This window comes from Catenisphaera adipataccumulans (genome assembly GCF_014202755.1).
Classification (GTDB): domain Bacteria; phylum Bacillota_I; class Bacilli_A; order Erysipelotrichales; family Erysipelotrichaceae; genus Catenisphaera; species Catenisphaera adipataccumulans.
In genome coordinates this window covers 186,667-212,071 of sequence record NZ_JACHHK010000004.1, presented here as the reverse complement: position 1 = coordinate 212,071, position 25,405 = coordinate 186,667, and the positions used below count along the sequence as shown (strand labels likewise).

At 42.7% G+C, this 25,405-nt stretch carries 22 protein-coding genes; 3 read left to right on the top strand and 19 right to left on the bottom strand.

Annotated features, from left to right (window positions below):
• The 6 genes from HNQ47_RS06750 to HNQ47_RS06725 form a co-directional block, all read right to left on the bottom strand.
• Positions 1 to 1,674, bottom strand: a 1,674-nt coding sequence (locus tag HNQ47_RS06750; RefSeq protein ID WP_484482986.1) for an N-acetylmuramoyl-L-alanine amidase family protein, incomplete at its 3' end; no start/stop codon positions are given.
• A gap of 172 nt (positions 1,675 to 1,846) precedes the next feature.
• Entirely contained in the window at positions 1,847 to 2,854 is a 1,008-nt protein-coding gene (locus tag HNQ47_RS06745) for a zinc dependent phospholipase C family protein (RefSeq protein ID WP_183328633.1), read from the bottom strand.
• A gap of 1 nt (position 2,855) precedes the next feature.
• On the bottom strand, positions 2,856 to 4,325 hold the full coding sequence (locus tag HNQ47_RS06740) for a DUF2779 domain-containing protein (RefSeq protein ID WP_246346097.1): 1,470 nt from the start codon (positions 4,323 to 4,325) through the stop codon (positions 2,856 to 2,858).
• Positions 4,326 to 4,343: 18 nt separating this feature from the next.
• Positions 4,344 to 5,303: a helix-turn-helix transcriptional regulator gene (locus HNQ47_RS06735; RefSeq protein ID WP_183328632.1), complete on the bottom strand. Its 960-nt coding sequence runs from the start codon at positions 5,301 to 5,303 to the stop codon at positions 4,344 to 4,346.
• Positions 5,304 to 5,344: 41 nt separating this feature from the next.
• Entirely contained in the window at positions 5,345 to 5,677 is a 333-nt protein-coding gene (locus HNQ47_RS06730) for an ankyrin repeat domain-containing protein (RefSeq protein ID WP_183328631.1), read from the bottom strand.
• Between the two features lie 55 nt (positions 5,678 to 5,732).
• Positions 5,733 to 6,896, bottom strand: coding sequence for an AI-2E family transporter (locus tag HNQ47_RS06725; RefSeq protein WP_183328630.1), 1,164 nt, complete (start codon positions 6,894 to 6,896; stop codon positions 5,733 to 5,735).
• Positions 6,897 to 7,021: 125 nt separating this feature from the next.
• Here HNQ47_RS06725 and HNQ47_RS06720 point away from each other — a divergent pair, with 125 nt between their 5' ends.
• Together HNQ47_RS06720 and HNQ47_RS06715 are read left to right on the top strand one after the other, a co-directional pair.
• Positions 7,022 to 9,112, top strand: coding sequence for a glutamine synthetase III family protein (locus tag HNQ47_RS06720; RefSeq protein WP_183328629.1), 2,091 nt, complete (start codon positions 7,022 to 7,024; stop codon positions 9,110 to 9,112).
• Positions 9,113 to 9,260: 148 nt separating this feature from the next.
• Complete coding sequence (locus tag HNQ47_RS06715) at positions 9,261 to 10,409, top strand: cobalamin-independent methionine synthase II family protein (RefSeq protein ID WP_183328628.1); 1,149 nt, start codon at positions 9,261 to 9,263, stop codon at positions 10,407 to 10,409.
• A gap of 46 nt (positions 10,410 to 10,455) precedes the next feature.
• Here HNQ47_RS06715 and HNQ47_RS06710 read toward each other — a convergent pair whose 3' ends face one another.
• The 10 genes from HNQ47_RS06710 to HNQ47_RS06665 all read right to left on the bottom strand — a co-directional run bounded on the left by HNQ47_RS06710 (position 10,456) and on the right by HNQ47_RS06665 (position 19,984).
• Positions 10,456 to 12,549 (bottom strand): CocE/NonD family hydrolase, encoded by a 2,094-nt coding sequence (locus HNQ47_RS06710; protein ID WP_183328627.1) that lies wholly within the window; start codon positions 12,547 to 12,549, stop codon positions 10,456 to 10,458.
• Positions 12,550 to 13,719, bottom strand: coding sequence for a DUF819 family protein (locus HNQ47_RS06705; RefSeq protein ID WP_183328626.1), 1,170 nt, complete (start codon positions 13,717 to 13,719; stop codon positions 12,550 to 12,552).
• Between the two features lie 62 nt (positions 13,720 to 13,781).
• Positions 13,782 to 14,855, bottom strand: a complete 1,074-nt coding sequence (locus tag HNQ47_RS06700; protein WP_183328625.1) for a mandelate racemase/muconate lactonizing enzyme family protein — start codon at positions 14,853 to 14,855, stop codon at positions 13,782 to 13,784.
• A 228-nt stretch (positions 14,856 to 15,083) separates the two neighbouring features.
• On the bottom strand, positions 15,084 to 16,028 hold the full coding sequence (locus HNQ47_RS06695; protein WP_183328624.1) for a phosphoglycerate dehydrogenase: 945 nt from the start codon (positions 16,026 to 16,028) through the stop codon (positions 15,084 to 15,086).
• On the bottom strand, positions 16,025 to 16,669 hold the full coding sequence (locus HNQ47_RS06690; protein ID WP_183328623.1) for a beta/alpha barrel domain-containing protein: 645 nt from the start codon (positions 16,667 to 16,669) through the stop codon (positions 16,025 to 16,027). The genes HNQ47_RS06695 and HNQ47_RS06690 overlap by 4 nt, the downstream gene beginning before the upstream one ends.
• A gap of 2 nt (positions 16,670 to 16,671) precedes the next feature.
• Positions 16,672 to 17,424, bottom strand: a complete 753-nt coding sequence (locus tag HNQ47_RS06685; protein ID WP_246346093.1) for a ChbG/HpnK family deacetylase — start codon at positions 17,422 to 17,424, stop codon at positions 16,672 to 16,674.
• 17 nt (positions 17,425 to 17,441) lie between these two features.
• Entirely contained in the window at positions 17,442 to 18,278 is an 837-nt protein-coding gene (locus HNQ47_RS06680) for a PTS system mannose/fructose/sorbose family transporter subunit IID (protein WP_183328621.1), read from the bottom strand.
• A gap of 12 nt (positions 18,279 to 18,290) precedes the next feature.
• The gene (locus HNQ47_RS06675; protein WP_183328620.1) at positions 18,291 to 19,052 is read right to left on the bottom strand and encodes a PTS mannose/fructose/sorbose/N-acetylgalactosamine transporter subunit IIC; all 762 of its coding nucleotides are present in this window, start codon (positions 19,050 to 19,052) and stop codon (positions 18,291 to 18,293) included.
• A 13-nt stretch (positions 19,053 to 19,065) separates the two neighbouring features.
• Entirely contained in the window at positions 19,066 to 19,539 is a 474-nt protein-coding gene (locus HNQ47_RS06670) for a PTS sugar transporter subunit IIB (protein WP_183328619.1), read from the bottom strand.
• 1 nt (position 19,540) lies between these two features.
• Entirely contained in the window at positions 19,541 to 19,984 is a 444-nt protein-coding gene (locus HNQ47_RS06665; RefSeq protein WP_183328618.1) for a PTS sugar transporter subunit IIA, read from the bottom strand.
• A 233-nt stretch (positions 19,985 to 20,217) separates the two neighbouring features.
• Here HNQ47_RS06665 and HNQ47_RS06660 point away from each other — a divergent pair, with 233 nt between their 5' ends.
• Entirely contained in the window at positions 20,218 to 22,518 is a 2,301-nt protein-coding gene (locus HNQ47_RS06660) for a transcriptional regulator (protein ID WP_183328617.1), read from the top strand.
• Between the two features lie 132 nt (positions 22,519 to 22,650).
• On the opposite strand, the gene HNQ47_RS06655 is transcribed toward HNQ47_RS06660, so the two are convergent.
• Genes HNQ47_RS06655 through HNQ47_RS06645 form a run of 3 tightly spaced genes read right to left on the bottom strand, consistent with a single transcriptional unit; the run spans position 22,651 to position 25,346 of the window.
• Positions 22,651 to 23,478, bottom strand: coding sequence for an HAD-IIA family hydrolase (locus HNQ47_RS06655; RefSeq protein WP_246346091.1), 828 nt, complete (start codon positions 23,476 to 23,478; stop codon positions 22,651 to 22,653).
• Complete coding sequence (locus HNQ47_RS06650) at positions 23,459 to 24,745, bottom strand: sn-glycerol-1-phosphate dehydrogenase (RefSeq protein WP_183328615.1); 1,287 nt, start codon at positions 24,743 to 24,745, stop codon at positions 23,459 to 23,461. The genes HNQ47_RS06655 and HNQ47_RS06650 overlap by 20 nt, the downstream gene beginning before the upstream one ends.
• 4 nt (positions 24,746 to 24,749) lie before the next feature.
• On the bottom strand, positions 24,750 to 25,346 hold the full coding sequence (locus HNQ47_RS06645; protein WP_183328614.1) for a hypothetical protein: 597 nt from the start codon (positions 25,344 to 25,346) through the stop codon (positions 24,750 to 24,752).
• Positions 25,347 to 25,405 lie beyond the last annotated feature (59 nt).

The window sequence follows — 25,405 nt, the reverse complement described above, 5'->3', positions numbered from 1 at the left end:
TACTGTCTTATCGCCCTCTATTGCTGAATGATAATCGCCAGTCAGATTGACAAATCCTGTTTTCATTGCACCGGAATATTTATCAAAACAATACCAATAATCTCCAATGTGCTGCTGCTTGTAAAGCATATGTCCATTTTCGTCATAGTATACTGTCTTATCGCCCTCTATTGCTGAATGATAATCGCCAGTCAGATTGACAAATCCTGTTTTCATTGCACCGGAATATTTATCAAAACAATACCAGAAATTTCCAATGCGCTTTTGTTTATACAGCATATGTCCATTGCTGTCATAATATACTGTCTTGTCACTTTCTTTTGCAGAATGATAATCACCTGCCAGGGTAACAAATCCTGTTTTCATTGCACCTGAATATTTATCAAAACAATACCAATAATCTCCAATGTGCTGCTGCGTGTAAAGCATATGTCCATTTTCGTCATAGTATACTGTCTTGTCTCGTTCTTTTGCGGAGTGATAATCGCCTTTCAGGGTAACAAACCCTGTTTTCATTGCACCTGAATATTTATCAAAACAATACCAATAACCGTCGATTTTTTGTTGCTTATATAACATATGACCATATTTATCATAGTATGCAACTTTGTCATCTTCATTTTTTGAACGATATAACTCATTTAAATTCATGAAACCTGTAATCATGGCTCCGGAATTTATTTGAAAACAATACCAATATTTACCGATTTTCTTTTGACCAAAAACCATTTTTCCATCTGGCATAAAATATACAGTATAAGAAGATGAACTTAATGCATTTGAATACGATTTTGGTATTTCTATAAAACCAGTCGCCATTGCACCAGAATTATCGTTAAAATAATACCAATTTCCATCAATGTACTGAAAGTCATAAACCATATGACCATTCTCATCATAGTAAACCGTTTTATCATGATCCCAGGAAGCATGGTAATCAGTACCTAAAAATACAAATCCAGTTTTCATCGCCCCAGAATACTTATCAAAACAATACCAGTATCCATCTAAAAACTTTTGATTGTATAACATATGTCCATTTTCGTCGTAGTATACGGTTTTGTCATTATCCCAAGAAGCATGATAAGTACCAATTAAATTAAAGAATTGTTTTTTAACCATTATTCCATTATTAAGTGGATTTGTTTGATTCTTTAAAAAACAATACCAAAAATCTCCAATGTTTTTCTGACCTATAGTTTTAATACCTATTTCATTAAAATAATAATCTTTGCCATTAATGGTTTTAAAGCCTATTACAGCTATACCGTCTACATAATATTTTTGGTAATCTTCCGACCATCCGCTTTTAGTTGTCGACCCGGTACTTGTTTCAGAACTTGATTCGATTTCTTGATAAAGATCCTGATTTTTCTGAACACGGCTGAATTTTTCAGAAGTTGTTTTACTCTTTTCCGTTGATTCGGTTTTCGTCGATTCCGTTTTTGTCGATTCAGCTTCTGATGCACGATCAACTGAGTTATCTTCCTTTGCAGATTCTTCCGCAGCTGGATCTGTGCTGGTTACTGTTGAATCTCCGCTTTCAGAAATTGCGGTCGGTTGTGCTGCTGTTTCTGATTCTGCCAAAACATCTGTACTTGCAATTTTAAAGCCAAATGAAAAGGCGGCAACTGAAGCAGCAGTAAAAATCAATTTACGCGACTTCCATTTCAAAATATTTTCCCTCTTTCCATCCAAAAACGTATTAATTATAACATGTATTCGAATGTTCAGTACATATCAATTTGCTTTTTTTGATACTTTGGAAAGAAATTTTACTAATATATTTGTTTTTTTCAAGAATGAAAATTCAATTTAAAAAAAGACCGATTCATCGGTCTTTCGTCTACTTCTGTTCTTGGATCAACATTTCGCCGGTTTGTTTCAGATCGTCATCGAAATACTTCATCGGCGGATTATCGCTCAATCCCTTGGTATAGTTGCGGTTATCCAGGAAGTCAATGAATTCCTGTTCCTTGGATGGATCATCCACAGCGGCAATAAACAATGTGATTGCCTGCTGTGCTTCTTTCATTGCTCGATCATATAAGTCAAAGAAGCTTTCCGTCGAGGTCTTTTCATCATCGCATGGATGGCACCATTCGCGATGTTTCAGATTGCAGACATCTACGGGATCAGTCGGGTCTTTCGGTACGAACATCGCAGAAACCAGACCCGGTGTATGAATGGCGTTTTCCACCTTTAGGAAGGCTTTCTTTTTTTTGCCCGTTGCATCGTACAGCGCTTTCTGGCAGCGATACCAGTCATTCAGCGCCTCCAGGACTTGATGCGGTTTGATCTCCACACCATAAACCGCTTTTGCGATATGGGTGTAGAGCCGTGAAATGGAACGGACATCGTCAATGGAAATTTCACAAATCTTATAAGCCTTAAAATCTTTGATGGTTTGTTCCTTTTTCACCTTCAGCATCACTGCATCCAGGATCGATTCAAACTTATGGTGACGGATGCTCGCATCGCTGGAGCCGCTGCCCGTGCGCCAGAAAATATACGGATGGCTCGTGGAATCCAGTGCCCAATGGGTCAAATGGCCCATGATATAAACGATCTCATCTTCCTTGACATCGGATTCCTTTTCATGACGGATCACATCCAATGCTTCGGTATAGAAGTCATTGATGCCCCGGCGATGGACATATTGTCCCAATACGCGCAAGGTGCTTTTTTCCAGGATCCGCTTGGGATTGACGCCATGGAAAAAGAGATAATCCGCTCCGTTAGCACCGATTTCATACAGCTGCTGACGTGCTTCGATCCGTTTTTTGAGATCATCGTTCAGTTTTTCGTCTTCCAACTCCCGCGCAAAAAGCACATGAGTAATAATATTCGGCATATTAATTTTCCTCCTTATTCAAATCCAATAAGCCGTGGTACACAATATATTCGGCAAGCGTATCCAGACTGCAGTAGGTCCGGATCGCTTCTCTGATCTTCGTTTGTTTTTCCGGATCGGCATTGGCAAACTCGCGGTACGCCTGCACCGCATCCATTCCATCCGATACCGGCAGTTCCTGATAGGAATACTGATCGCTGAACACCGGCAGGATGCTCTTCAGCGAGTAATGACCGCGCATGCGGTTGTCATACAGTAAGCCGGCTTCAAACGGCTTGGATAAGTCGACCATCCGGCCGCATATTGTTTTCAGTTTTTCGGCATACTGTGGGAACTGCTCCGCCAGCTGCGTCAGCCGCAGCTTCTCTGCCCCTTCCATATTATAGACAAGGATCGTACCGGACGCCGGGATCTTTTCAATCAGGGATTTCACGAATGCCTCCCGGCAGTCGCCGCTCTCGAAGAAGTCCTCATGGCGCAGCGGTTTATCCTTTTCTTCAATGTGCAGACTGTATTGGAAACAAAGCACATCAAAAGGCCGCATGCCCCGATACGGCGGGATCGCAAATGTATCCCACTCAAAGTCCAAATAAGAAATCGGATACTGAATATGGCTCAGCCATGATTGGATCGCGTTGCGGTCGGCAAACTGTCCGCCGTTGCGGCTGGCCATGTATTGGGAATACTGCAGCCGAAATCCTTCGAGCTGATCGATCGGCATATCTTTGATATGGCGGATCCCCTTTTCATAAGCATCCAGTTTGTATTGCGATGTTGTCAAAAAGAGCACAGAATCATCCGGTTCCTTCGATTCATCAAAACAGTACGAATAATACACACAGCGCCGGCCGGACGTACACGCTTTGGTCCGCTTGATCTCCGGACGTTCCCCTTCCAGAATGGGTTTGGTTTTGTCGATCCACTCATCCAGATCCAGCTCAGTTTCGTCAATGCATTCCTGGATGGTTTTATTTAAATGATTGCGGTGGTTGAATAGCTGTTTCGAACGCAGAAAACACTGCGACAGATCCAGCTCATCCTGCCGTACATAATCTTTATTTAAATATAATATTTCATGATCACAAATCGTTACGCCGATCGAGGCCGCAGCTTGATCATTCAGTTTCATGAACCGCGCTTCCTCTTCTTTTGGATACGCGCTCAAATGCGGATACAGTGCCAGCCAGCCCTGGTCCTTTCGGATCAGTACCGGGATCTTCGTGCGCAGTCCGCGATATTCAAAACGCGCCTGATAAACGACGTCGTACTTTTTTAATAAGGACAAAGTATCCGAATTGGTTTGGCCGACATGGCCTTCACCATACGTCTGATAACCTAAATATTGTTTCCACAATGCCGAAAACGGAACATCCATATGATAGTAACTCTGAAACGGCAGCTTACGATGCGCACAATTCCAAGCATAGGCTTCACATTTTTCCGCATGCACTAAATCACTTACATGTAACATAACTTCACCTAACTACCATCATACTTCATTTTCATACATTCGCAAAATGGTTTTTAAATTACGCGTATACTCCCTTGCCACCTCATCCGGCGACAAGATTTGAATATGATCGCGTTTAAAGAACACCTGAGAATAAAATGTATGCAGATCATCGACATCGAAAGAGAACACATTCTCTTCTTCCTGCCGGACATTCTGTCCCCAATACATATCATGCATCACATTTTCGCTCAATACCGAAACAGTGACCCGTACGGGAGCATGTTTGAACAAAGAGGTTTTTCCGACATGTTGTTCTAGATGAAATGTCGGATCTTTCAAAAAGCCAATGTCCGTCAGTTCACAGCTCTGCATCCGGATATCACTGATCCGATAGCACCGGACATCGCTGGTATTGTGTTTATATCCCATCGCATAGTACGCATTGTTAAAGACATTCGACCATAAGATGATCTCATAGGGATCCAGCAATACTTCATGCGGTTCTTTGATCGTATCTTCAAATGCATTGCGGTAGATCAAACGGGCACAGCACTCTCGTTTTTTCGCTTCCATCAAGATGGAAAGCATCTGCCGTTCATGCCGGCTCAATGCCACGTTCGGTGTCCCCAACATGCGGATCCGATTCTGTACATCTGTATCTTTGGAGGTATTTAAGATCTTGATCGACGCTTTTTCAAACTCTTCGGTCTGCTCAAATTCCCGGTGCGATTTTAAAAATTGATTTGCATCCGCCACGGCATCCCGCTCCGAATCGGTCAGTTTCAAAGCTGGAAATAAATCATTTTCATCCAGCATATACCCGCCGTAACGGCCTTTGATTTCTTTGATATTGTATCCGGCAGTCACCAGTTCTTTTTTAAATTCACGAATGTTGCGCGGATTGGTTTCCAGCACATCGGCCAAAGTCCGTGTATTGGTCAAGCCGTTGGCTTTCAGATACATCAACATCCGTATACAAAGTGCGGTACGATTCATAAACATCCTCCTATATAGAAAAAAGCACAGCCATGGCTGTGCTAGTATGCAAATCGCTGCGGAAAATCGCCGAATCCCGGCTGTCCTTCAAAATGCTTCGGGACAATTCCCCGAAACAGCAGCGGCCGGATCATATTGCCGATTCCGTGTTCCAACGCAAATCCGAAGGCTTCCTGTGTCTGAATGGCGCCGGCATCAATCAAAATATTGACGATCTTTTCGTTACCCACCGTGATGGCATGCATCAGGATTGGATAGCCATTGAAGATCCAACTCGGTGAAGCGCCCATTTTCAAACAAGCACGAACTCCTTCGACATCTTCGTTCCATACTGCATTCAACAATGCCATAGCTAATTTTCTTTCTGCATTCATCCTTGATTCCTTCTTTCTTTTCACAAGGACAGAATACATCTTATATTGACACTATTTATGTCTTGTTCGTTTTCTTCAAAAGTCGTTTCGACACATCTTCCTGCACCAGCTGATAGATGGAAGAAAGCAGCGGAATGAAAATTACCATGCCTAATACACCGCCGACATTTGCGCCCAAGGTAATGGCGACAATGACATACATCGGCGGAAAACCGATGGAGCGTCCCACGACATTCGGATAAATAAAGTTGCCTTCCACCTGCTGAATGCAGATAAACATAACAATGAACGTGATACCGTCGATCGGATTCTCCAGGGCCAAAAAGATCGCTACCAGAATAGCCATAACCAACGCTCCGAACATCGGCACCAAAGCACCGATGGCAACGATCACACCACAAAGCAAGGAGTACGGCAGCCTTAACAGCGTCGCGCCGATCGTCACCAGCGTTCCCAGGATCAAACATTCCAAAAGCGTGCCGCCGATGTACTTTGTAAAAGTCGTGCGGAATACTTTATAGATCCGCGCACATTGATAATACGCACGTTCCGGCAGATAAGCCTTCGGTATACTTTTCAGATCGCGCATGAACGTTCTTTTATTGAATAAAACAAACACCGCAAAAATCAACGCGATCAAAGTCGTTGTCATCCAGGAAATGGTCGTTGAAATAATATTGTTGACATTATCCATGAACTTGCCGCCGCCCAAAAACCAGCCGGAAAACTTATCGAGCAGCGCCATTGCATCGGACTGCGTCTTGACATTCAGATCCCAGGATTCAATGAATCGGTGGATCGACGGAAAACGTTTGGTCAATTTCAAAAGCGATTCCTGAAAATGTGTCAATGTTCCCGGCAGGTCATTGGTCAGATTGGTGATGGAGTGGACCACCTGCGGGACAAGTTTGATCACAAAGAAGCCAATGGCCAGTACGACCAGTAAGACCGTGATCACATTGATCAACGTCCGCTTGCGCTTGGTCACTTTCAGATGGAAGAACCGGACCAGAAAACCAATGATCCCGTTTGATATCACATTGAATACAAACGCAAAGCCCAGGCCGAGAATGAACGGAAACAAAATCGAAATCACCCATGCCAGGAAGGTCCCGATTTTATCGATATATATAATCACTAACAACACGATCGTAATGAAAAAGATCATGTATTTATAGAATTCTGCCTTCTCTTTGTATTTTTCCGGCACATGGAACATACACATCACTCCTGGGTTAATTTTACATCATCCATGTCAATTGAACAAGTTGGTTCTTCTTTTAGACAAACCATATACTCCAATGGTATTATATAGGAAACAAAAAAACGGGAGGAAGTTTATCAATGAAAGTCGTAGATGACTACTTTGGCTGTGATGTCTTCGGACGTCAGGCCATGCAAAAATACTTACCGCACTCAGTTTTCAAGATCATGTGCGATGTCATGGACAATGGCAAAGAACTGCCGAATGAGATCGCGGACGTGGTCGCCAATGCAATGAAAGACTGGGCCGTTGAAAAAGGCGCCACCCACTTCACCCACTGGTTCCAGCCGATGACCGGGATCACGGCAGAAAAGCACGATGCCTTCATCAACCCGACCGGACCGACATCCGTCATCAGTGAATTCCGCGGAAAAGAACTGATCAAAGGCGAACCGGATGCTTCCAGCTTCCCGAGCGGCGGTCTGCGCGCCACCTTTGAAGCCCGCGGCTATACTGCCTGGGATCCGACAAGTTTTGCGTTTGTCAAAGAAAAGACCTTATATATCCCGACATTATTTTTATCCTATGACGGATCCTCACTGGACAAGAAGACGCCGCTGCTGCGCAGCATCCAGGCTTTAAATAAAGCCGCGGTGCGCCTGCTTCATGTCATGGGCTTTTCCGACATCAATAAGATCAATACCACCGTCGGACCGGAACAGGAATATTTCCTGGTCGACGAAGAAATGTACCGCCAGCGGCTGGATCTGATCATCACCGGCCGGACCTTGTTCGGCAGCGCGCCGGTCAAGGGGCAGGAGCTTGATGATCATTATTTCGGCAACATCGATGAGCGCGTCAAAGCCTATATGGAAGAGGTCGACGAAGAACTATGGCGTCTGGGCGTTTATGCCAAGACGGAACATAAAGAAGTCGCTCCATGCCAATTTGAACTGGCACCGGTTTTCTCGGCCGGCAACGTCGCCGGTGATCAGAACCAGCTGATGATGGAAGTGCTGCAGCGCGTGGCTCATCATCATGGTTTGGTCTGCCTGCTGCATGAAAAACCATTCGACGGCGTCAACGGCTCAGGCAAGCACAACAACTGGTCCATCGTGGCCGATACCGGCGAGAACCTGCTGGAACCAGGCGATGATCCGAAAGACAATATCCGTTCCCTGACGATCCTGGCTGCGATCGTCAAAGGCGTCGATGAATATCAGGATCTGCTGCGGATCTCAGTGGCTACGGCCGGCAACGATCATCGCTTGGGCGCAAACGAAGCCCCGCCGGCCATTATTTCCATTTATTTAGGAGAAGAACTCAATGCGATCATCCGCAGCCTGATTTCCGGCAAAGATGAACACAATACCGTCAATACGGATTTACAGCTGGGCATCACGGCTTTGCCGAAGATCTCCCGTGACACGACCGACCGCAACCGTACTTCACCGTTTGCGTTCACCGGCAATAAATTCGAATTCCGCATGTTAGGATCTTCTTTAAATATTTCCTGTCCGAACACGATCTTAAATACCATCGTCGCCGAAGAAATGACCCAGTTTGCCGCAGAACTTGAATGCGTCAGCCAGGAAAAAGTTCAGGAAGCGAATATTGAACTGATCAAACGCACATTTAAGGAACATCAGCGCATCCTGTATTCCGGCAACGGCTATTCGGAAGAATGGCGCCAGGAAGCTTTGAAACGCGGTCTGTCTGAACTAAAAACGACCGCCGATGCCCTGCCGCATTATACCGAACCCCGTTATTTGGAAATGTTCGGCCGTCATAAAGTATATACAGCCAATGAACTGCATGCCCGCCAGAACATTCTGTTGATGGGCTATTATCAAGTGATCCACATTGAGGCGCAGACCATGGCCTATATGCTGCGGAAACAAATTATTCCGGCTGTTCTGGACTATGAAGCAAAACTAGCTTCGATCATCCAGACAAAGAAAGAAGCCGGCATCAAATTCACGATGGAAAATAAATACTTGACGGAAATCAATGATGCTTTGGAACTGATCGAACAGCATTTGGAAGAACTGGAAGAACTGATTCAGAAAAGCTTTACCGATTCCAAGGAAGCGGCTGACTTTGCTGCACAGAAACTGCTGCCGCTCATGGATGCGATCCGCAAGCTCAGCGACGTCATCGAAGCACGGATCCCGCGCGATGTCTGGCCGATGCCGGACTACAACGACCTCTTGTTCCGGGCCATTGACTAATCTATATAAAAATTCAGCTGACAATATCCGTCAGCTGAATTTTTATCTTGTATCTATAGCTTCATTCTATATTCAACAGAATAATATTCGTATTCGTGTATATTCCTTCCTTCTGATACAATGGCACCATCATACAGGAGGAATACATATGTCAGAATGTAAATTTCAGATCGTGGGCTCCTTGCTGCGCCCGCGCGATTTATTGGTTTATAAAAACAAAATTGAACAACGGGACGATATCACCTATCCTTTTTACGATGACTTCCCTGGCTACAAGGAATGCGAAAGCCAGGCAGTCGCCCAGGTGATCCAGGAAGAAATTGACCATGGCATTGATGTGATCACCGACGGCGAGTACACCAAATCCATGTGGCACCTGGACTTCATTTGGGGCCTGGATGGAATCGAACGATACATCGCAGATCACGGTTATACGTTCAAAGATCATGACGGACATTCCAATTTTGAAACACGGAAAGATATCGGCTTACGTATCATAAAACCGCTGTCCGGAAAACATCACCACTTTATCGATTTGTTCAAACAAACTAAGTCGCTGGCACAGGGCCGTCAGGCCAAACTGACCGTTTGGTCCCTTGCACATGCCTTTACGGAATTAAGTGTCTTTGACCATCTCTACGGACCGGAACAAGTCTATAAGACGGCGGATGATTTAAAGGCCGGTCTGATCCAGGCGTATAAAGAATTTTTGGATGACTATAAAGCCGCAGGCGGCACCATCATTCAGTTCGATGACTGCTTATGGGAGCTTTTTGATCCGGAAAATCCGGACAGCTTCTTTGCCGAAGACAATGGCGATCTGCCGGCGCTGGCCGATGGCTTTGTCGCTTTGAATAACGTGATCGCTGATTACGGCCATCAACTGGGATTAAAAGTGTGGACCCATAACTGCCGCGGAAATTATGCCAGCCGGCATGCATCCGGCGGCACCTATGAGGCCATCGCCGCAAAATTCTTAGGCGAACAGCACTATGATCGTTTCTTCCTGGAATGGGATGATGAACGAGCCGGTGCCATCAGCGCACTGGAAGCGCTGAAAGATAAAGAAGCAGAAGTTGTCCTTGGGGTGCTCTCCAGCAAAACTGCGGCATTGGACGATGAAGAGCGGGCTCTGCGCCTGTTGGATCAGGCCGCCAAGATCTTACCAAAAGAGCGTTTGTTCCTTTCCCATCAATGCGGCTTTGCTTCCTGTGACTGCGGCAATGAACTAACCATGGCTCAGGAATGGGCAAAGATCGACCAGGGACAAGCCATTGCGAAAAAATTCTTTGGATAATGTTAAAAAAGACCATCTAGCAGAGCTAAATGGTCTTTTATAATACTTAATCTTTTTCAGCCGGGAATTCGATTCGTGCGGCATAGCTTCCTCCATGCCATAAGCTATTGTGCGCAATCTGTGTTTTCATAGAAGAGAACCCCTCTTTGGTGTTGGGATTTGGAAAAATGAAGTTGACCGCACTGGAGGTCACGGTCAGACGTATCCGCTGCCCCTTGGCAAAGACTGCAGACAATTTCGTCGTTCGAATCGTGATTGGATAAACCCGATCCTTTTCCATATAAACTTTATGATCAAATCCTTCGACAAATTTCATATTGAAAAGCCCGTCCGCCAATTTGATCGAGGTCCCGTCTTCGTCCACCCGGGTCAGGCGCACAACGATATCCGTATCCGGAACATCGCTTTGAACATAAAGACGGACCTTCGCATCTCCGGTCATGATAATATCCTCTTTCAAAGGTTCACTGGTATACACCAGATAATCTGTCTGCTTTTCTTGTTCCGTATAATCTTCCGGTACTTCCAGCTCGTTTTCGCTCATATCGATGATATTCACAGCCGGATTTTTTGGATCATAAATCAGTGTGTCTTTTACAGCGGCCGCTTCCTTTTCAAATGTCAGAGTTCCATGGCCAAGGCGAGTATTCGCATCCTTTCCGGATAAATATAAAGTCAAAGGCTGAGTCTGTTCCGGCGGCCATTGCTGAGACTGTTTCCATTGGTTCTGACCTAACGTAAAGTACTCTACCGGCGCGGTTCGATCGATGCCGTTTTCAATACCTTCTAAATAACGTTGGAACCACAAGAAATACTGCAGATCCAGATCATAGCGAATGGCATTATCTCCCATATAGACTCCGTGGATATCATAATCCGCATTGCCGCTGTGCTTCCATGGACCTAAAATTACTTTGCGTCGGCCTGGTTTGGCTTCTTTGGTCAGATCGAGAGCCTGGGTCGTGCCCATGCCGTTATCATCGAACCAACCGGACATGATCAAAGTCGGAACATCAACGCCGCCGTTGTCTAAAGCCCGCTGATACCAGTCGCCCCGATACCAGAAAGCATCATCATGATCATGGGACAGCCATTCGGTCCAAAACGGAACCGGATAGCCCAGGGCATGTTTGCAGACATCTGCTAACGGCCGGTAAGCCAGGACCTCGTCCCAGTCATCACGCACCATCTTTGCGGCATCCATCTTACGCTGACTGACCGCAAACGCCCATGCCAGCATACCGCTGATCAGCGTGCCGCCCCGCCTTGGAATATCAATGAAAGCAGAACCGGAGCAGACTTGGCTGACCATGGCTTTTAAGTGCGGATTGCCCGAAGCCGCAGCGGCCCACTGCACATAGCCTAAATAACTGCCGCCGATCATGCCGATCCGGCCGCTGCACCAGTCTTGGTCAGCCAGATAGTCCAATGTATCGCTGCCGTCTTCGGTCTCGCTGTATTCCGGCAGCCAGTCCCCTTCACTGTCATTGCGGCCGCGCACATCCTGAACCGCCAGCGCAAAGCCACGTTGTACATAGCGCAGAAAAGTCACCGCATCCAGATCCCGTCCATACGGAGTGCGGACCAAAATGCAGGATACGGGTTCTTTTACGTCTGCCGGCAGCCAGATATCCGTTGCCAGCCGGACACCATCCCGCATCGGAATAAAAACCGTTTTTACATCTGCGATCGGATGGATATGCGGCTCAAAGTATTTTTCCCATGCATGGATGACAGTGAGGTTTTTATAATTCGGGTCGACCAATACAGTCGTCCCTTCGCGTCCCGGCGTCTGTACGCCGACAATTTCACCATCACTGACGATCAGGTCCAAAGGAAATTTAACATCACGCTGGATGTAATGATTGGCATCTTTCTTTTGATAACGGCAGCCGTCCGCCAAAGTAAACTGAGACTTTCCGATATTCAAAGCCGTCTGACAGGCGTGCAGTCGGGCGCCTAAATGTGCAAAATCGATGTGCGTCAAGCCTTGCAGATAACGGCATGTCTCTGCATCGAGGCCCTGCCAGGACTTATATGCCGCCGTATGAATATCCAGCAAAGACAGACGAAACCCCGATTGAGACCGTTCTAATTGTCCATAATTGATGCCGGAAACATAAAGCGTCCACGTGTTCATTTAGGCACCTATCAACATTTTCAGCAAGAATGCGACACCGATGCCCACATAATTGCCGATCGCACCAGCCAGAACCCCCATGACCAGGCCAACTTGGATCAATGTATTCCAGTTGGCACCGCTGGCCGCCAAAGCCGAAGTTGTTCCGTCGGCAATTCCGGCAATGATCGATAACAACGTGAATTCATACTTCACCTTGAAGACACGATTGACCAAAAGATGCAGCAGCGTACTGCCAATGATGACCACAGCACAGAACGCAATGACCATTGCGGCCGATCCAGCAAAGAAAGCGATGTTGACCTGGAAACCGATCGTTGCCAGGAATACCATCGAAAGCAACAGGCCTAAATCCTGGTTGCCGCGCAGTTTCTGCACGCCCGGGATCTGAGCTACTAAGATCGACAGGGTCGAGATCTCGATGATGCGCATCGGGCTTTTCAGACTTTCCGGGAAAATGGCTTGCGATATATTGGTTGAAATGACCACAACCGTCAAAGCAATGGCCAATAAATAAGCGATGTCTTTGATGCTCCATTCCATTGGGTCCATCAATGTCTTATGATCCGCATTGCCCAGCCGTTCTGATTCCGTTAAATGATACGGCCAATGCTTGTTGAACCATTTTGATTTTTCCATCAAGGCCGGCGCCGCAAAGAAAAGGATCATGACCGGCATACCAACGATATAGTCTGCCGCATTGGCGATGGCCAATGTTGTACTGCTGACTTCCAGACCCGTTCCGATCGCAGTCAGCTGGCTGCTGCCGCCGGTGTATGTGCCGACAAACATTCCGGCAATCTTCCATCCTTCCGCAATACGCGGGGCAAAATACAACCCGGCGATCACGGTCACAAAACAGACGCAGAATAACATCGAGAAAAACGAGATCAGTGAATCACGGCTCAGTAAGATCTTCGCTTTTTTCAGATCCAGATTCAGTAAATACAAACTAACGACGACTGGAACCAGATATTGGCTGACGCCGGAGTAAATTTCCGTATAGGCAGGTACGACCCCGATGTTGGACAGGACAATGCCCATAAGGATGACCGTCAATACCGGCCCCAATGTTTTGATGAACTTCACTTTCTGAAGCTGGAAAGCTGCTGCGATCATCAAAAAGATGACCATGAACAAGCCTTCCGGTGATTGAATCAATCCTTGCATAAATTTCTCTTCTCCTTATTCTCTATTTATGATTTACGATAATAAGCATCGTGAAATCCGGATCAAAAATTGATATCGAGTCCCAGACCCGGCTGATCGGATAACGTGAACATGCTGCCGTCAAAGGTAAAACCGCCCGGCATGCCCATATCCGGATCCGCGGCAAACATAAAGCTGTCACAATCAGCATCCGTAATATTATCCCGGCTGGCGACCAGACTGATACCGGCTGTGATGGCAATTTTGGTCTCCATCATGCAGCCGACCATGCAGGTCAGACCAGCCGCCTTGGCAATCGCGGCAATCTGCAGTGCCGGGTATAACCCGCCGCATTTCATCAATTTAATGTTCAGGACATCGGCTGCTTTTGCCTGCACGATGTGCATGGCATCATACGGTGTGTGCAGACTTTCATCCATCATGATCTTGATGCCGTCCGCATGTTCGCGCACCAGCGCATGTCCTTCAATATCCCAGTGCGGCAGCGGCTGTTCCATCGCCTCTACGCCAAGTGGCTTCAAAGAACGCAGAACACGAATCGCCTGTGCGGCATCATATCCTTGGTTGGCATCCACCCGCAGACGGATCTTCGGACCGACAGTCTCCCGAATCTTGGTCAGTGCTTCAATGTCCTCTTCGACATGCAGGCCAATTTTCACTTTCAAGATAGAAAAGCCTTCTTTGACATACTGCGAAGCTTTCTGTGCCATTCTTTCCGGCGTATCAATGCCGATCGTAATATCGTTTTCTACCTTTGCCTGGTCGCTCCCTAAAATCTTGTACAGCGGCTGCCCCATCAGCTTGCCGCGCAGATCATACATGGCCAGATCGACCGCACATTTGGCACTTGTATTCCCCACCAACAAACGGTCCATCAGGGCATGCGCACCGGCGATGTCCATAACATCCATGCCTACCAAGCCTTTGCGGAACAGATCCAACGCGCTGCAGACACTGGCTGTGCTCTCACCAGTGACCGGTCCAAATGGACTCGCTTCGCCATATCCGACTTGGCCGTTTTCACATGTTAATTTCACGATCACATTTTCCGATGCGGAAATTTCACCAAACGCGACCCGAAAAGTCTCTTTCATCGGAACATGAATCACTTGATAAGTTACATCGATTATTTTCATAACTTCCTCCCCGTTTTGGAAAAAATTTCATTCCATCGCAGTCTATTTCATTCTACCGTAGTCACATATTGCCGTCAAATATAATATTAATTTACATTTTTTCGCTTACATTTACTTTCATGTTAGAATATATAAAGCTGAAAAATCTTCTATAAAATACCTTTATATAAAAGACTCAATCATAAAAAGCCTGTTCTTTTGATAGAACAGGCTTTTAATTATATGTAGTTATTTTGTAGGAGAGAAAAAATGAAATAATATATCCGTTGCACGGTTCACCGTATTGATTTCTGCCTCTTTGGATCTAGAGCCAATATGTGGTGTTAAATAAAATGAATCCAATGATAATAATTCTTGCTGCCAGTCAATATCTTCAGGTGGTTCGCTTTCAAAGACATCGGCAGCATACGCTTTGATTTCATTGTTTTTCAAAGCATCCAGAGCATCTTGATCATTGACAATACCGCCGCGGGAGGCATTGACCAATACAGCACTTGATTTCATCGTTTTAAATTGCGGCGCTGCGATCAGATTTTTTGTATCTTCGGTTAAAGGAACATGAATTGTGATAAAATCTGCCTCTTGCAGAATTTCCTGCAAAGTGCATTGTTTTGCTTGACAAGCATCTAAATCATCTGATGTCAGTTCAAATGCGTCATAAACCAGCACATTCATACCGATACCATATGCCATTTTGGCCACTAATTTTCCAATATGGCCAAAACCGATAATGCCGATATTTTTACCAGTAAGCTCGATCCCAGTCGTTTTTTTCCAGGAGCCTTCTTTCACTTCTGCAACACTGTTCGATAAGGAACGAGCACAGTTAAATAACATGCCAATCGTATATTCAGCTACCGCATTGGCATTGGTACCAATACAACGCTCAACTTGAATTCCCTTTTGTTTGCAGTATTCTACATCAATGTTGTCTGTACCGACACCGAATTTTACAATAATTTTTAAATTCGGGCATGCATCAATTAAATCCGCATCCATTCGATCAACACCTACAATAACCGCATCAGCTTGACTCGCTTTCTTGCGAAAAACATCTGCTGACAGCGGTTTCCCTGTATCGTTGATATCCATTTCTAATCCCAAGGATTCTAACTTTTTCTTGGCTTCCGAGCCATACCGCGCATACCCTCTTGGTGTGACAAGGACCCTCATGCCGCTGCCATCTCATTTCGTGCTTCTTTTACCAGGCTTACTAATTGTCTTGCATTCTGTTCGATCTGACTTGCATCCCCTTTGGTCAGCAGCCCTCCGACGCCTAATACCTCTGCACCATTCTTGATCCATTCTTTGGCATTCTCTAAATTGACGCCGCCGCTGGCTAAAATTGGCATCTGCGGGCATGGAACCTTAAATACTTTTGCTAAGTTCGGTCCATAATAATTTGAAATCGGAAATGCTTTGATAAAAGCTGCTCCGGATTTTAAAGCATTCAGTCCTTCAGAATATGTCGTGCATCCTGGTCCATATGGTACCTGATATAAGTTGCAAATTCGGGATACTTCTTCTTCAAAGTTCGGTGCCACCATAAATTCAGCCCCGTTCATGATAGCCATCCGCGCCGTTGCAGCATCTAGAACCGTACCGGCACCGACACAAATACGATCCTTATATTTTTCTTTGATGCTGCGAATCACATCACCTGCATTGGCATTTGTATAACTGATTTCCATAATATTTACACCGCCGTCAATGCATCCTTTGGCAATTTCCAGACCTCGTTCGATCGTTTCAACCCGAACGACTGCCATGACACCGGTTTTCGCCATTTTTAAAGTTGTTTCAGCTTTCTTCATATCTATATCTCCTTTGATGTTATAAAATTCATTTGATCCAAACCACATTCATGAAAAGTCTCCACAATGTGTTTTCCTCCTGTGTAATCATCAATTAGACGATTTCCAATCAATACAGGATGAATATAAACTTCTGCAGCGTTTGACTTCATAAGGATCGATGCACCCTTCTTTTTATTTTTACTGAATGTTGCAACACTGCTGGAATAATCGGGATGCTTGATCTCTAAACTGCCAAATGCCTGGATCCAGCGATTCCCATACCAATCTCGAAATTTGGATCCATTAAAATAACTATTGCCGATAAAACGCATCGACTGAAAATGATATTTTTTTAATAACGGAAGCAATGCCATTAAAACGGACATGTCATAAAAAGCACAATGGTGTGAATCAATGTTCATAGATGAGAATCCTGCGTTTAAATATTTTTGGATCTGTGCTTCAAGTTCTTCCTGGATCGCCTCTACTTCACGCGCAAAATATTTACGCGTGAAGTCAGGACGATAATCAAACATATCATAACGGGTATAGTGCTTTAAGGATCGTATTTTCCGGCTCAACGGTGTTCCTTCGAATAAATTAATATGCAGACCGACCTTATCCATGAAACCGTATTGTTTTGCCAAATCAACAGCTTCATCAAAATAATTTGAATTCACCATTACAGAAGTTTGAGAACAGTATCCGTTTTTCAAAGCAAAGACTACACCTTGATTTGATTCATGCGTTTTTCCAAAATCATCGGCATTCAAGATTACTCTCATGTTTTTTAAAAGAAACCAATCAAAGTTCCAACAACACCAATGGCAATCAAAATCAAAAGAATAGCATTCACATTCATCTTTTTACGCAGCATCCATACTGTCAACAACGTGACGCACAGTGGAAGCAGATTTAAGAAAATCGAATCCAAAACATCTGTCTGCAGATTCAATGTGCCGCTGCTTAAATGCAGAACCAGACCAGATTTTACAGTTACATAAGAAGCAGCCAATCCGCCAAGTACGGTAGAACCGACAATCGTGGCTTTCTCGGTAACGGTCTTGATCAAACCGCTGCTGATGATCTTTGTGATTCCTTCACGGCCGCTGTAGTAGCCCTTCATGTAGGACCAGTAGCCTTCACCAAACAGAACGACCGCGATGATGATGACATACAGCAAAGGTGCAATTAAGTTTCCTTCCTGTGCCATTCCCAGTAAAATTCCTAATGCGATCGGCGACAGAGTTCCTTGCCAAATCGTATCACCAACACCAGCCAACGGGCCCATCAGACCAGTCTTGACGCTGGAAATCATTTCTGGATCAATGTCTTGACCATTTGCTTTTTGCTCTTCCATGGCCAGCGTCATGCCCAAAATACATCCACCTAAATTTGGTTCTGTATTAAAGAATTCCATATGTCTTTTACATGCTTCTTTCATCTCAGGCGTACCTTTGCCATACAATTTTTCCAAGCATGGTGCCAAAGCATGCAGCACACCAGTTGCCTGCATACGTTCATAGTTATATGTACTATGACTGAAGAATGTCCAAATTAAATAAGACCGAAAGACATCTTTTTTCGTCAATTTCTTTTCTTGTTTTACGACATTATTTTCACTCATAAACTTTTCTCCTTATTCCGTCTCTGAAGCAGTACGGGTCAACATTGCCAAAATCACTGCTAAAATACCGATGACTAATAATGGCAGTTCGAAATACGACAATAATACAAAACCTAACAAGAAGTATAAATAAGCTTTATTTCCCATTGTCGATAAAATCGCTCTGAAGTTCATCGCAATACCTAAAGCCGGCAGGATCGTACCGATCGTCGTTAAACAATCAATTACTGGTGTTCCTTCCAGGCTGTTCAGAAGCGATGTAATGGCTCCTGTACCGCTGTAAACTGCGATAGCTACAGGGATCGTGTAAAGCAAACATTTGAAAATCTGACTTGGAACAATATTCCAGAAAATAATTTTACGAACATTGCCTGTTTCAGCAATTTTATCTACACGATGGACAATAAAAATATCTCCGGTCATATAGATCATCCAAATTAAATTTCCCAGCAAGGAAATTGGCACTGCTAAACTTACCGCAACGGCTGCTGATGTATTTGAAATAATCGCAATTGCGGTGCCGACTGTACCGGCAAGTCCTTCATCCATTGTTTGTGCACCGCCGGCCGTGATCTGTGCTAAATAAGTAACATTAATAGCGGCTCCGACAATACAACCCTTTACAGGATCACCCAATACGAGTCCAACTGCTAAACCTTGCATCAAAGGACGGCGGAAAGCCCATCCTAAGTTGACTGTAAACCATGGTGTACCATTCGCACCCAGGTAATAAATCAAACCAATTAAAATAGCTTGTATAATCGTTATATGCATATTTCTCCTCCAGCTAAATTACCTTTTTTAACTCTACCGATTCCATATTCGGAACGACTTGAATGTATACATGAACGCCCTGATCCATTAAAGATTGGAACACCTTGCGTTCTGCATCACTCACTGCAATATTTTTGTATAATTTTTTACGTCCTTGTTTCGATCCCATTCCGCCTAGATTGATTTCTTTAATAGGAACGCCTTTTTCCAACAAAGACAGATAGGTCTCTGGTCCTTTTGCTAAAAGAATCGTTTCTGTATCATCTTTGCTGCTTGATAAATAATCGGCGGCTTGATCGACCGTAAATGTCTTCACGGTTAAATTCTTTGGTGCGGCGCCGCCAATGACCGCGCTTAAGAAAGGATCCTTTGCGACCTTATCATCGACAATAAGAATTTCTTTTCCGCCTACATACGATACCCATGCTGTCATGACCTGACCATGAATCAAACGGTCATCAATTCTAGCTAAAACAATTTTACTCATTTTACACCTCGTTAAACTTTTTGTATGAGAGCTGTGTGATGCCCTCTTTGCCAAGCGAAATCAAATAATCGGCTAAATCATATATTTCCATATCATTTCGCTTCATTACACATTCCAGAACTATTGGTAAATTAACACCAGTAATACATACTATATTTCGATCAGAAAACTTACTGATGCCGCGTATCGTCGCATTATAAGGACTTGCACCTAATAAATCTGTAAGCACGATGACATCACCGTCTTTTTCTGAAATACCTTGTATCAATTCATCTGTAAATTGATCGATACTTGCATCCATTGTAAGATGATAGCAATCCAGATTTTCTATAGGCCCCATGATTGTTTCCGCTGCATCCTTGAATCCTTTCGCTAACGAACCATGCGTTGCTATTATCACATTTATCACTTGTATTTCATCCCTCCGCTCATAATTTATTGGCATGTGTACACTTGAACCAACTTCACTATAGCAGAACTTTGATAAAAATAAAAAACAACAAATTTCATGCGTTTTTATTCTGTGATACACTAATAAAACGTTTATTTAAAGTATTTATTCTATTTTTTCATTTTTAGTGTATACTTAAATTAATCATAGTGTATCTTTTATTTTCGATAAAATTCATCAATGTGTACTATTCATAACGAAAGAATCACTAAAAAAATCGAGGTATTATGACAAACAAACAACTCATCTATCAATTCATTCAAAAAGAGACAGAAAAAAATTTATCAGAAAATCGTTTTGATTTTGAACACAACACCGCTGTCACGATCGCCAAAGAACTTTATCAAGACCGAACGAACGTTTCAAGAATTCTCAATGAATTATTTCGTGAAGAAAAACTTATAAAAATAACGGGACGCCCGACTAAATATATCTCTCGTTCCAGCCTGCTTGAGCATTTTCCTTTTTCTGATCTGCCGAACGTGATCGGAAAAGAAAAAGGCATTTCAAGTTATCTACAATTTCAAAATCAGCCAAACCAAACAAGTTTTGCTCAGTCTTTTCATATGATCGGTGCAAATAAAAATGGATCGCTTTATGAAAACATAAACAGAATTTTAAGTTTCTTTTATTTACCTCGCAACATGGCCAAAATTATTGTCCTGCAAGGCGAACCAGGAACTGGAAAAAAATATTTTTTAGAAGAAATCCATACCCGATGCATTGAATTATCATTAATTCCAAATTCTCAGAAAATACATTATTTTGACTTTTTTGATTTCTTCAATCATATCGATCAATACATAAACAAAATTCTTGAAAAACAAATAATAACAATAGCACTTATTGCCAATCAGAAAATTGATAAAACAATGATCAATACGATTCTCCAGCGTATGGATATTGCTTTTTTAAATCAGTCTCAAAAGTTTATACTTGCGCTTATATGTACAAATGAAACGGACAATATTCCTTTTTTACAGTACACACCCTATTATTTAAAATTTCCTTCTATCAAAAATCGACCGTTAATTGAATATTTTGATTTATTGATTCTTTTTATCCAAAATGAAGCACAGCGAGTTTCACGGACGATTAAACTTACTAGAGGCTTTGCTGAAACATTATATGAAAACACAATTAACATTCATCAAATGAAGGAAAATGTTGTACAACTTGTTTCGTATTCATTATTTCTTGCTAATCAACATGCTGATCAAAATGATATTGTTTTAGATGAAGAATTAATACAAGATTTCTTACAATGCAGCCATACAAGACTTGTACTAGATACATTCCCTATTGCTGATGTATTAGTCATTCCGCCAAATATAACATATGATCAAATAATCAAAGAAGAAAATAAAGAAGAATTCAAGAAAAACTACTTAAATACAACGGTATGGCATCCGAATCAAGCACAGACTTACTATTACAATTTTATTTCTTATAATGGACCGCTTGAATACAGCGATATAAAATTGAACACTAGCCTGTATGCCGTGCGTAAAATCATTAATAAACATTTATTTTCTCATCAGCCGGATTTGTTAAACTATACATCATATAAAATAATGGAAGAAATTCTGCATCCATCATCATTAAATAAAAGAGTTTTTCCAACAGAAGAATCAGATGAGATGAAGAACATCACACATCGTATTTCTAATTCTTTAGAGAATCAGAAATACAAAATATCATCCGATACAGCAGAAATGATAAATTCAATATTGAAGAAAACAAATACATTAGTTAAAGGAACAAATATACCAATTATATTAATTTCAAAATATGATTTATTAATTGAGCAATACGCCAATTTATTGAATTTATATTTTCAGAAGAACATCATTCATATATTTTTTTTGACAGATGAAGCTAATCAGAAAATCGATGATCAAATTGAACATATTTTTAATCAGGTACTCCCTTATGACAAGGGCCAAGGAATTATCCTTTTTACTGATTCGAAATATCGCTCAAAAATCGGCAATCGCTTTTTCATTTATTCCAGTACGCTTTCCCACTGCAACAAATTAACATCATTTTTAATGTTGTTAAAAACAGTTAGTGAAGTCGTCAAGAATAATACTAATGTATTAAATATTACGCCAGATATATTAGTACAAAAAAATTATGAAAAAGAGTATCTTAAGAACTGCGATCTAAATCAATATGCCGAAAGGACCGACGATCCGGAACTCATATTAATTAACAAAGTCATGCCAGGTATTAATAACTTTGAAACAAATGAACAGTTTTATAAGCTTTTAAAAAAGATCACGAAAAAGATAGATGTCCCTCTCAGCAATCTTCTTATTCGAAATTTTATTTTTCATTGCAACTGCATCTTGTTTGAACATGAAAATAATATTCTACTCCGCACGGCAAAAGAACAATATCAAGAAAATTCTTTGGTTCATATAATTCAAGAAAATACAAAGGATCCTAAAATTTTTAATGGTCATCACTTAACCGAGCTTGATTACCTTACTCTTGGACAAGTTATTGAGAGTCATTTATCGTAAATATGAAATGAATTTTCATTAACAACAATTATTTAATGAATTCACGTTATTTAAGATCATGAAGCTCTAAGAATTCGCTGCAGCTACTTTTGCATATAAAAACCGATTGCTTTGTCACAATCGGTTCTTTTTTTATAAAAGCTTTGCTAGTTCGCCTATATTTTTTATCATGATATCTGGTTGGTGCTTACTCTCAGGTACATCTTCTTTCTTTGTTTCTCCGCTTAATACCAATATACTGAGCACATCGCTGTTGTCGGCTACGGCGATATCCGTATACAATCGGTCGCCGACAATGGCGATCTCTTCCGGTTTCAGACCGGTCGCCTTGACAATGTAGTCCAACGTCCGGCGGCTCGGTTTGCCGAAAAATTCCGGATACACGCCGGTACTGGATTCCACGCAGCGGGCGATGCTGCCGCAGTCCGGGATGAACTCGCCGCCTTCCACCGGACAGTTCAGATCCGGGTTGATGCCATAATACGTCTTGCCGTGTCGGATGAAGGTACATAGCTTGCTTAACTTCTCATAGGTCAGGGTCGTATCAAAGCCGAGGATCACGACATCCGGATCTTCATCATCCAAGGTCCAGCCGGCCGTCGTGAACGCCCGTAACAGAGCCGGCGTACCGACGACATACAGCTTGGCACCGGGATGATGGCTGCTTAAATATTCCAGGATGACATCCGTGGAGACCATCATCTGTTCCTTGGTGATGGGAATATCCATCTTGTCCAGCTTATCGATATAGGCCTGCAGATCTTTGGAGGAATTATTGGTGAAGAAATAATAGCTGCGGTTGGTTTCTTCTACACGATCTAAAAAGCGACGGGTATAGGGAAAAATATCATTGCCCAGATAGATCGTTCCGTCCATATCAAGAATGAAGGTCTTAATGGCCTTCATTCTTGCTTTTATTTCATCTTTATCTGTGATCATACTATGCGATAATTTCATCATAGAAGCTATAGAATTTCAAAAGCCGCATAAAGCTTAAGCGATGACGAACATATGGACTTAATTTTAACGTCAATGGACGCAGACTTTCATCCAGACCAATTTCCGGCAGTGTTGTAACTCCATGAACCCGTTTCAGCCAAGCAATTTCCTGCTCTGCGCTTGGCAGATCTTCCAAAATTTTAATAATTTCTCCTTCGTGATCTTTGAGCTGCTGTCCAGTAATACCCGCCATGACATTATCCTCATTTTCTTTCAAGATTTCAGCCTGCAGGACTGGATTCTTAAAATGCTCTTTGATAAAGTCAACTTCTACATCCATATGATCCTTGACCGTGTAATTGCCTTCCTTTAATTTTACCAGCGCTTTCTTATAAACGGCAGAAGTGATGCACAAACCGACTCCAACTTTTTCACCATGGAGATAATCGATTGGTTCGTTAATGGCTGCTTCTTCCCAAAGGTGCGAACAATGATGCTCACAACCAGAAGCTGGTCGTGAATAAGTCATGATCTGCATGGCCAGTCCGCTTAGCAGCAAACCGTACATCAAGTTTTCATAAGCTGCAGCATCTCCTGATCCGATACCGTCCAAATTGTTCACCAGATCTTGTAAGATCTCATATTCCCAGTTTACGATCGGCCAGCTGATGTATTCCCCCGTCACTGCTGAAGCAATGCGCCAATCACAAAGTGCTGTATACTTTCCTAATAAATCACCGACTCCGCTGGCTGTCAGACGTTTCGGCGCATTGGCAAAGATATCTGTATCTGCTAAAACAAAGATCGGACTTACGGCAGTAAACGTCTTTTTCATACCTTTCCACGTCATCGCTGCCATAGTCGATACAAAGCCATCAACTGATGCTGCGGTCGGGATTGATAAGAAGTTGATCTTCTTATTATAAGCATGATAGCGTGTAATATCATGGACTGTGCCAGAACCGCATGCAATCATGAAATCTACGTCCGGATACTGCTTCAATCCATCTTCCGCTAACCCAACACCGTGCTCATCCGCATGTAAATTCGTCGGATCTAAGATAATCGTATGTACATCTGGCAGTAATTTTTCAACTTTTTGGCCAGCAGCTTTATACGTATTTTGATCACAGATCATCACAATATTTTTATATTGCGGATACCTTTCCTTCAGAACTTGAGGTAATTTTTGAAGTGCACCGCGCTCAATGATCAAATCATCAACCTCAATTTTCTGATTCTTTTCTGGATCACAGAGTGCACGAATCTTATTTACATCTATTTTCATATTCTCACCTTTTCTCTTGTTTCATTCTGTTCATTCTTTTTTCTTTACGAATTTGTTTTCGGACCGATTTCCTGTTCACTTTTTCTTCTTCCATCAGTTCTTTATCCTGTGCGATATGATCCTTGATAAAAGCACGAACTTGATCGATCTCTACATTACGGATTCCTGCTTTTTTTAGAGGAATCATTTCACTTGGATACGATAAAATTAATAAATTTTCCGTTTCATTCACACCAATAATCGATCGCCATTTGTAACTAATACTGTGACCATCTATCGAATAATATACTTTATCACCCAAAGTCACTTCAACCTTATTATTAATGCGGCCATATTTTTTTTGATATCGATTCATTTGCCGTTTCGCAATACGCGACTTCGTCGAAAACAACTCACTAAAAGCCATCAAGGCTGCAATACCAAACCACACATAGTTTGTTGCAGAATTCGGGTTCGCATACATGCCGCGAATTCCAATTAGAATTCCTAATATCATTACACTAATGATAGGAATATCATTCTGTTTATTTGTTGTTTGAATGTATTCTTGAATAATTGCTTCACTATTCGTATAACGACATTCTATTTTCTTTAAAGACATATATACGCTCCTTATAATAAGCAGAAGCCACAATTCAGCTGTGGCTCCTACAATCTATT

Excerpts from the sequence above, each read along its gene's own strand:
- HNQ47_RS06745 (WP_183328633.1), bottom strand. The coding sequence starts at position 2,854 with ATGCCGAATATTATTACTCATGTGCTTTTTGCGCGGGAGTTGGAAGAC.
- HNQ47_RS06740 (WP_246346097.1), bottom strand. The coding sequence starts at position 4,325 with ATGTTACATGTAAGTGATTTAGTGCATGCGGAAAAATGTGAAGCCTAT.
- HNQ47_RS06735 (WP_183328632.1), bottom strand. The coding sequence starts at position 5,303 with ATGAATCGTACCGCACTTTGTATACGGATGTTGATGTATCTGAAAGCC.
- HNQ47_RS06730 (WP_183328631.1), bottom strand. The coding sequence starts at position 5,677 with ATGAATGCAGAAAGAAAATTAGCTATGGCATTGTTGAATGCAGTATGG.
- HNQ47_RS06725 (WP_183328630.1), bottom strand. The coding sequence starts at position 6,896 with ATGTTCCATGTGCCGGAAAAATACAAAGAGAAGGCAGAATTCTATAAA.
- HNQ47_RS06720 (WP_183328629.1), top strand. The coding sequence starts at position 7,022 with ATGAAAGTCGTAGATGACTACTTTGGCTGTGATGTCTTCGGACGTCAG.
- HNQ47_RS06715 (WP_183328628.1), top strand. The coding sequence starts at position 9,261 with ATGTCAGAATGTAAATTTCAGATCGTGGGCTCCTTGCTGCGCCCGCGC.
- HNQ47_RS06710 (WP_183328627.1), bottom strand. The coding sequence starts at position 12,549 with ATGAACACGTGGACGCTTTATGTTTCCGGCATCAATTATGGACAATTA.
- HNQ47_RS06705 (WP_183328626.1), bottom strand. The coding sequence starts at position 13,719 with ATGCAAGGATTGATTCAATCACCGGAAGGCTTGTTCATGGTCATCTTT.
- HNQ47_RS06700 (WP_183328625.1), bottom strand. The coding sequence starts at position 14,855 with ATGAAAATAATCGATGTAACTTATCAAGTGATTCATGTTCCGATGAAA.
- HNQ47_RS06695 (WP_183328624.1), bottom strand. The coding sequence starts at position 16,028 with ATGAGGGTCCTTGTCACACCAAGAGGGTATGCGCGGTATGGCTCGGAA.
- HNQ47_RS06690 (WP_183328623.1), bottom strand. The coding sequence starts at position 16,669 with ATGAAGAAAGCTGAAACAACTTTAAAAATGGCGAAAACCGGTGTCATG.
- HNQ47_RS06680 (WP_183328621.1), bottom strand. The coding sequence starts at position 18,278 with ATGAGTGAAAATAATGTCGTAAAACAAGAAAAGAAATTGACGAAAAAA.
- HNQ47_RS06675 (WP_183328620.1), bottom strand. The coding sequence starts at position 19,052 with ATGCATATAACGATTATACAAGCTATTTTAATTGGTTTGATTTATTAC.
- HNQ47_RS06670 (WP_183328619.1), bottom strand. The coding sequence starts at position 19,539 with ATGAGTAAAATTGTTTTAGCTAGAATTGATGACCGTTTGATTCATGGT.
- HNQ47_RS06665 (WP_183328618.1), bottom strand. The coding sequence starts at position 19,984 with ATGCCAATAAATTATGAGCGGAGGGATGAAATACAAGTGATAAATGTG.
- HNQ47_RS06660 (WP_183328617.1), top strand. The coding sequence starts at position 20,218 with ATGACAAACAAACAACTCATCTATCAATTCATTCAAAAAGAGACAGAA.
- HNQ47_RS06655 (WP_246346091.1), bottom strand. The coding sequence starts at position 23,478 with ATGATGAAATTATCGCATAGTATGATCACAGATAAAGATGAAATAAAA.
- HNQ47_RS06650 (WP_183328615.1), bottom strand. The coding sequence starts at position 24,745 with ATGAAAATAGATGTAAATAAGATTCGTGCACTCTGTGATCCAGAAAAG.
- HNQ47_RS06645 (WP_183328614.1), bottom strand. The coding sequence starts at position 25,346 with ATGTCTTTAAAGAAAATAGAATGTCGTTATACGAATAGTGAAGCAATT.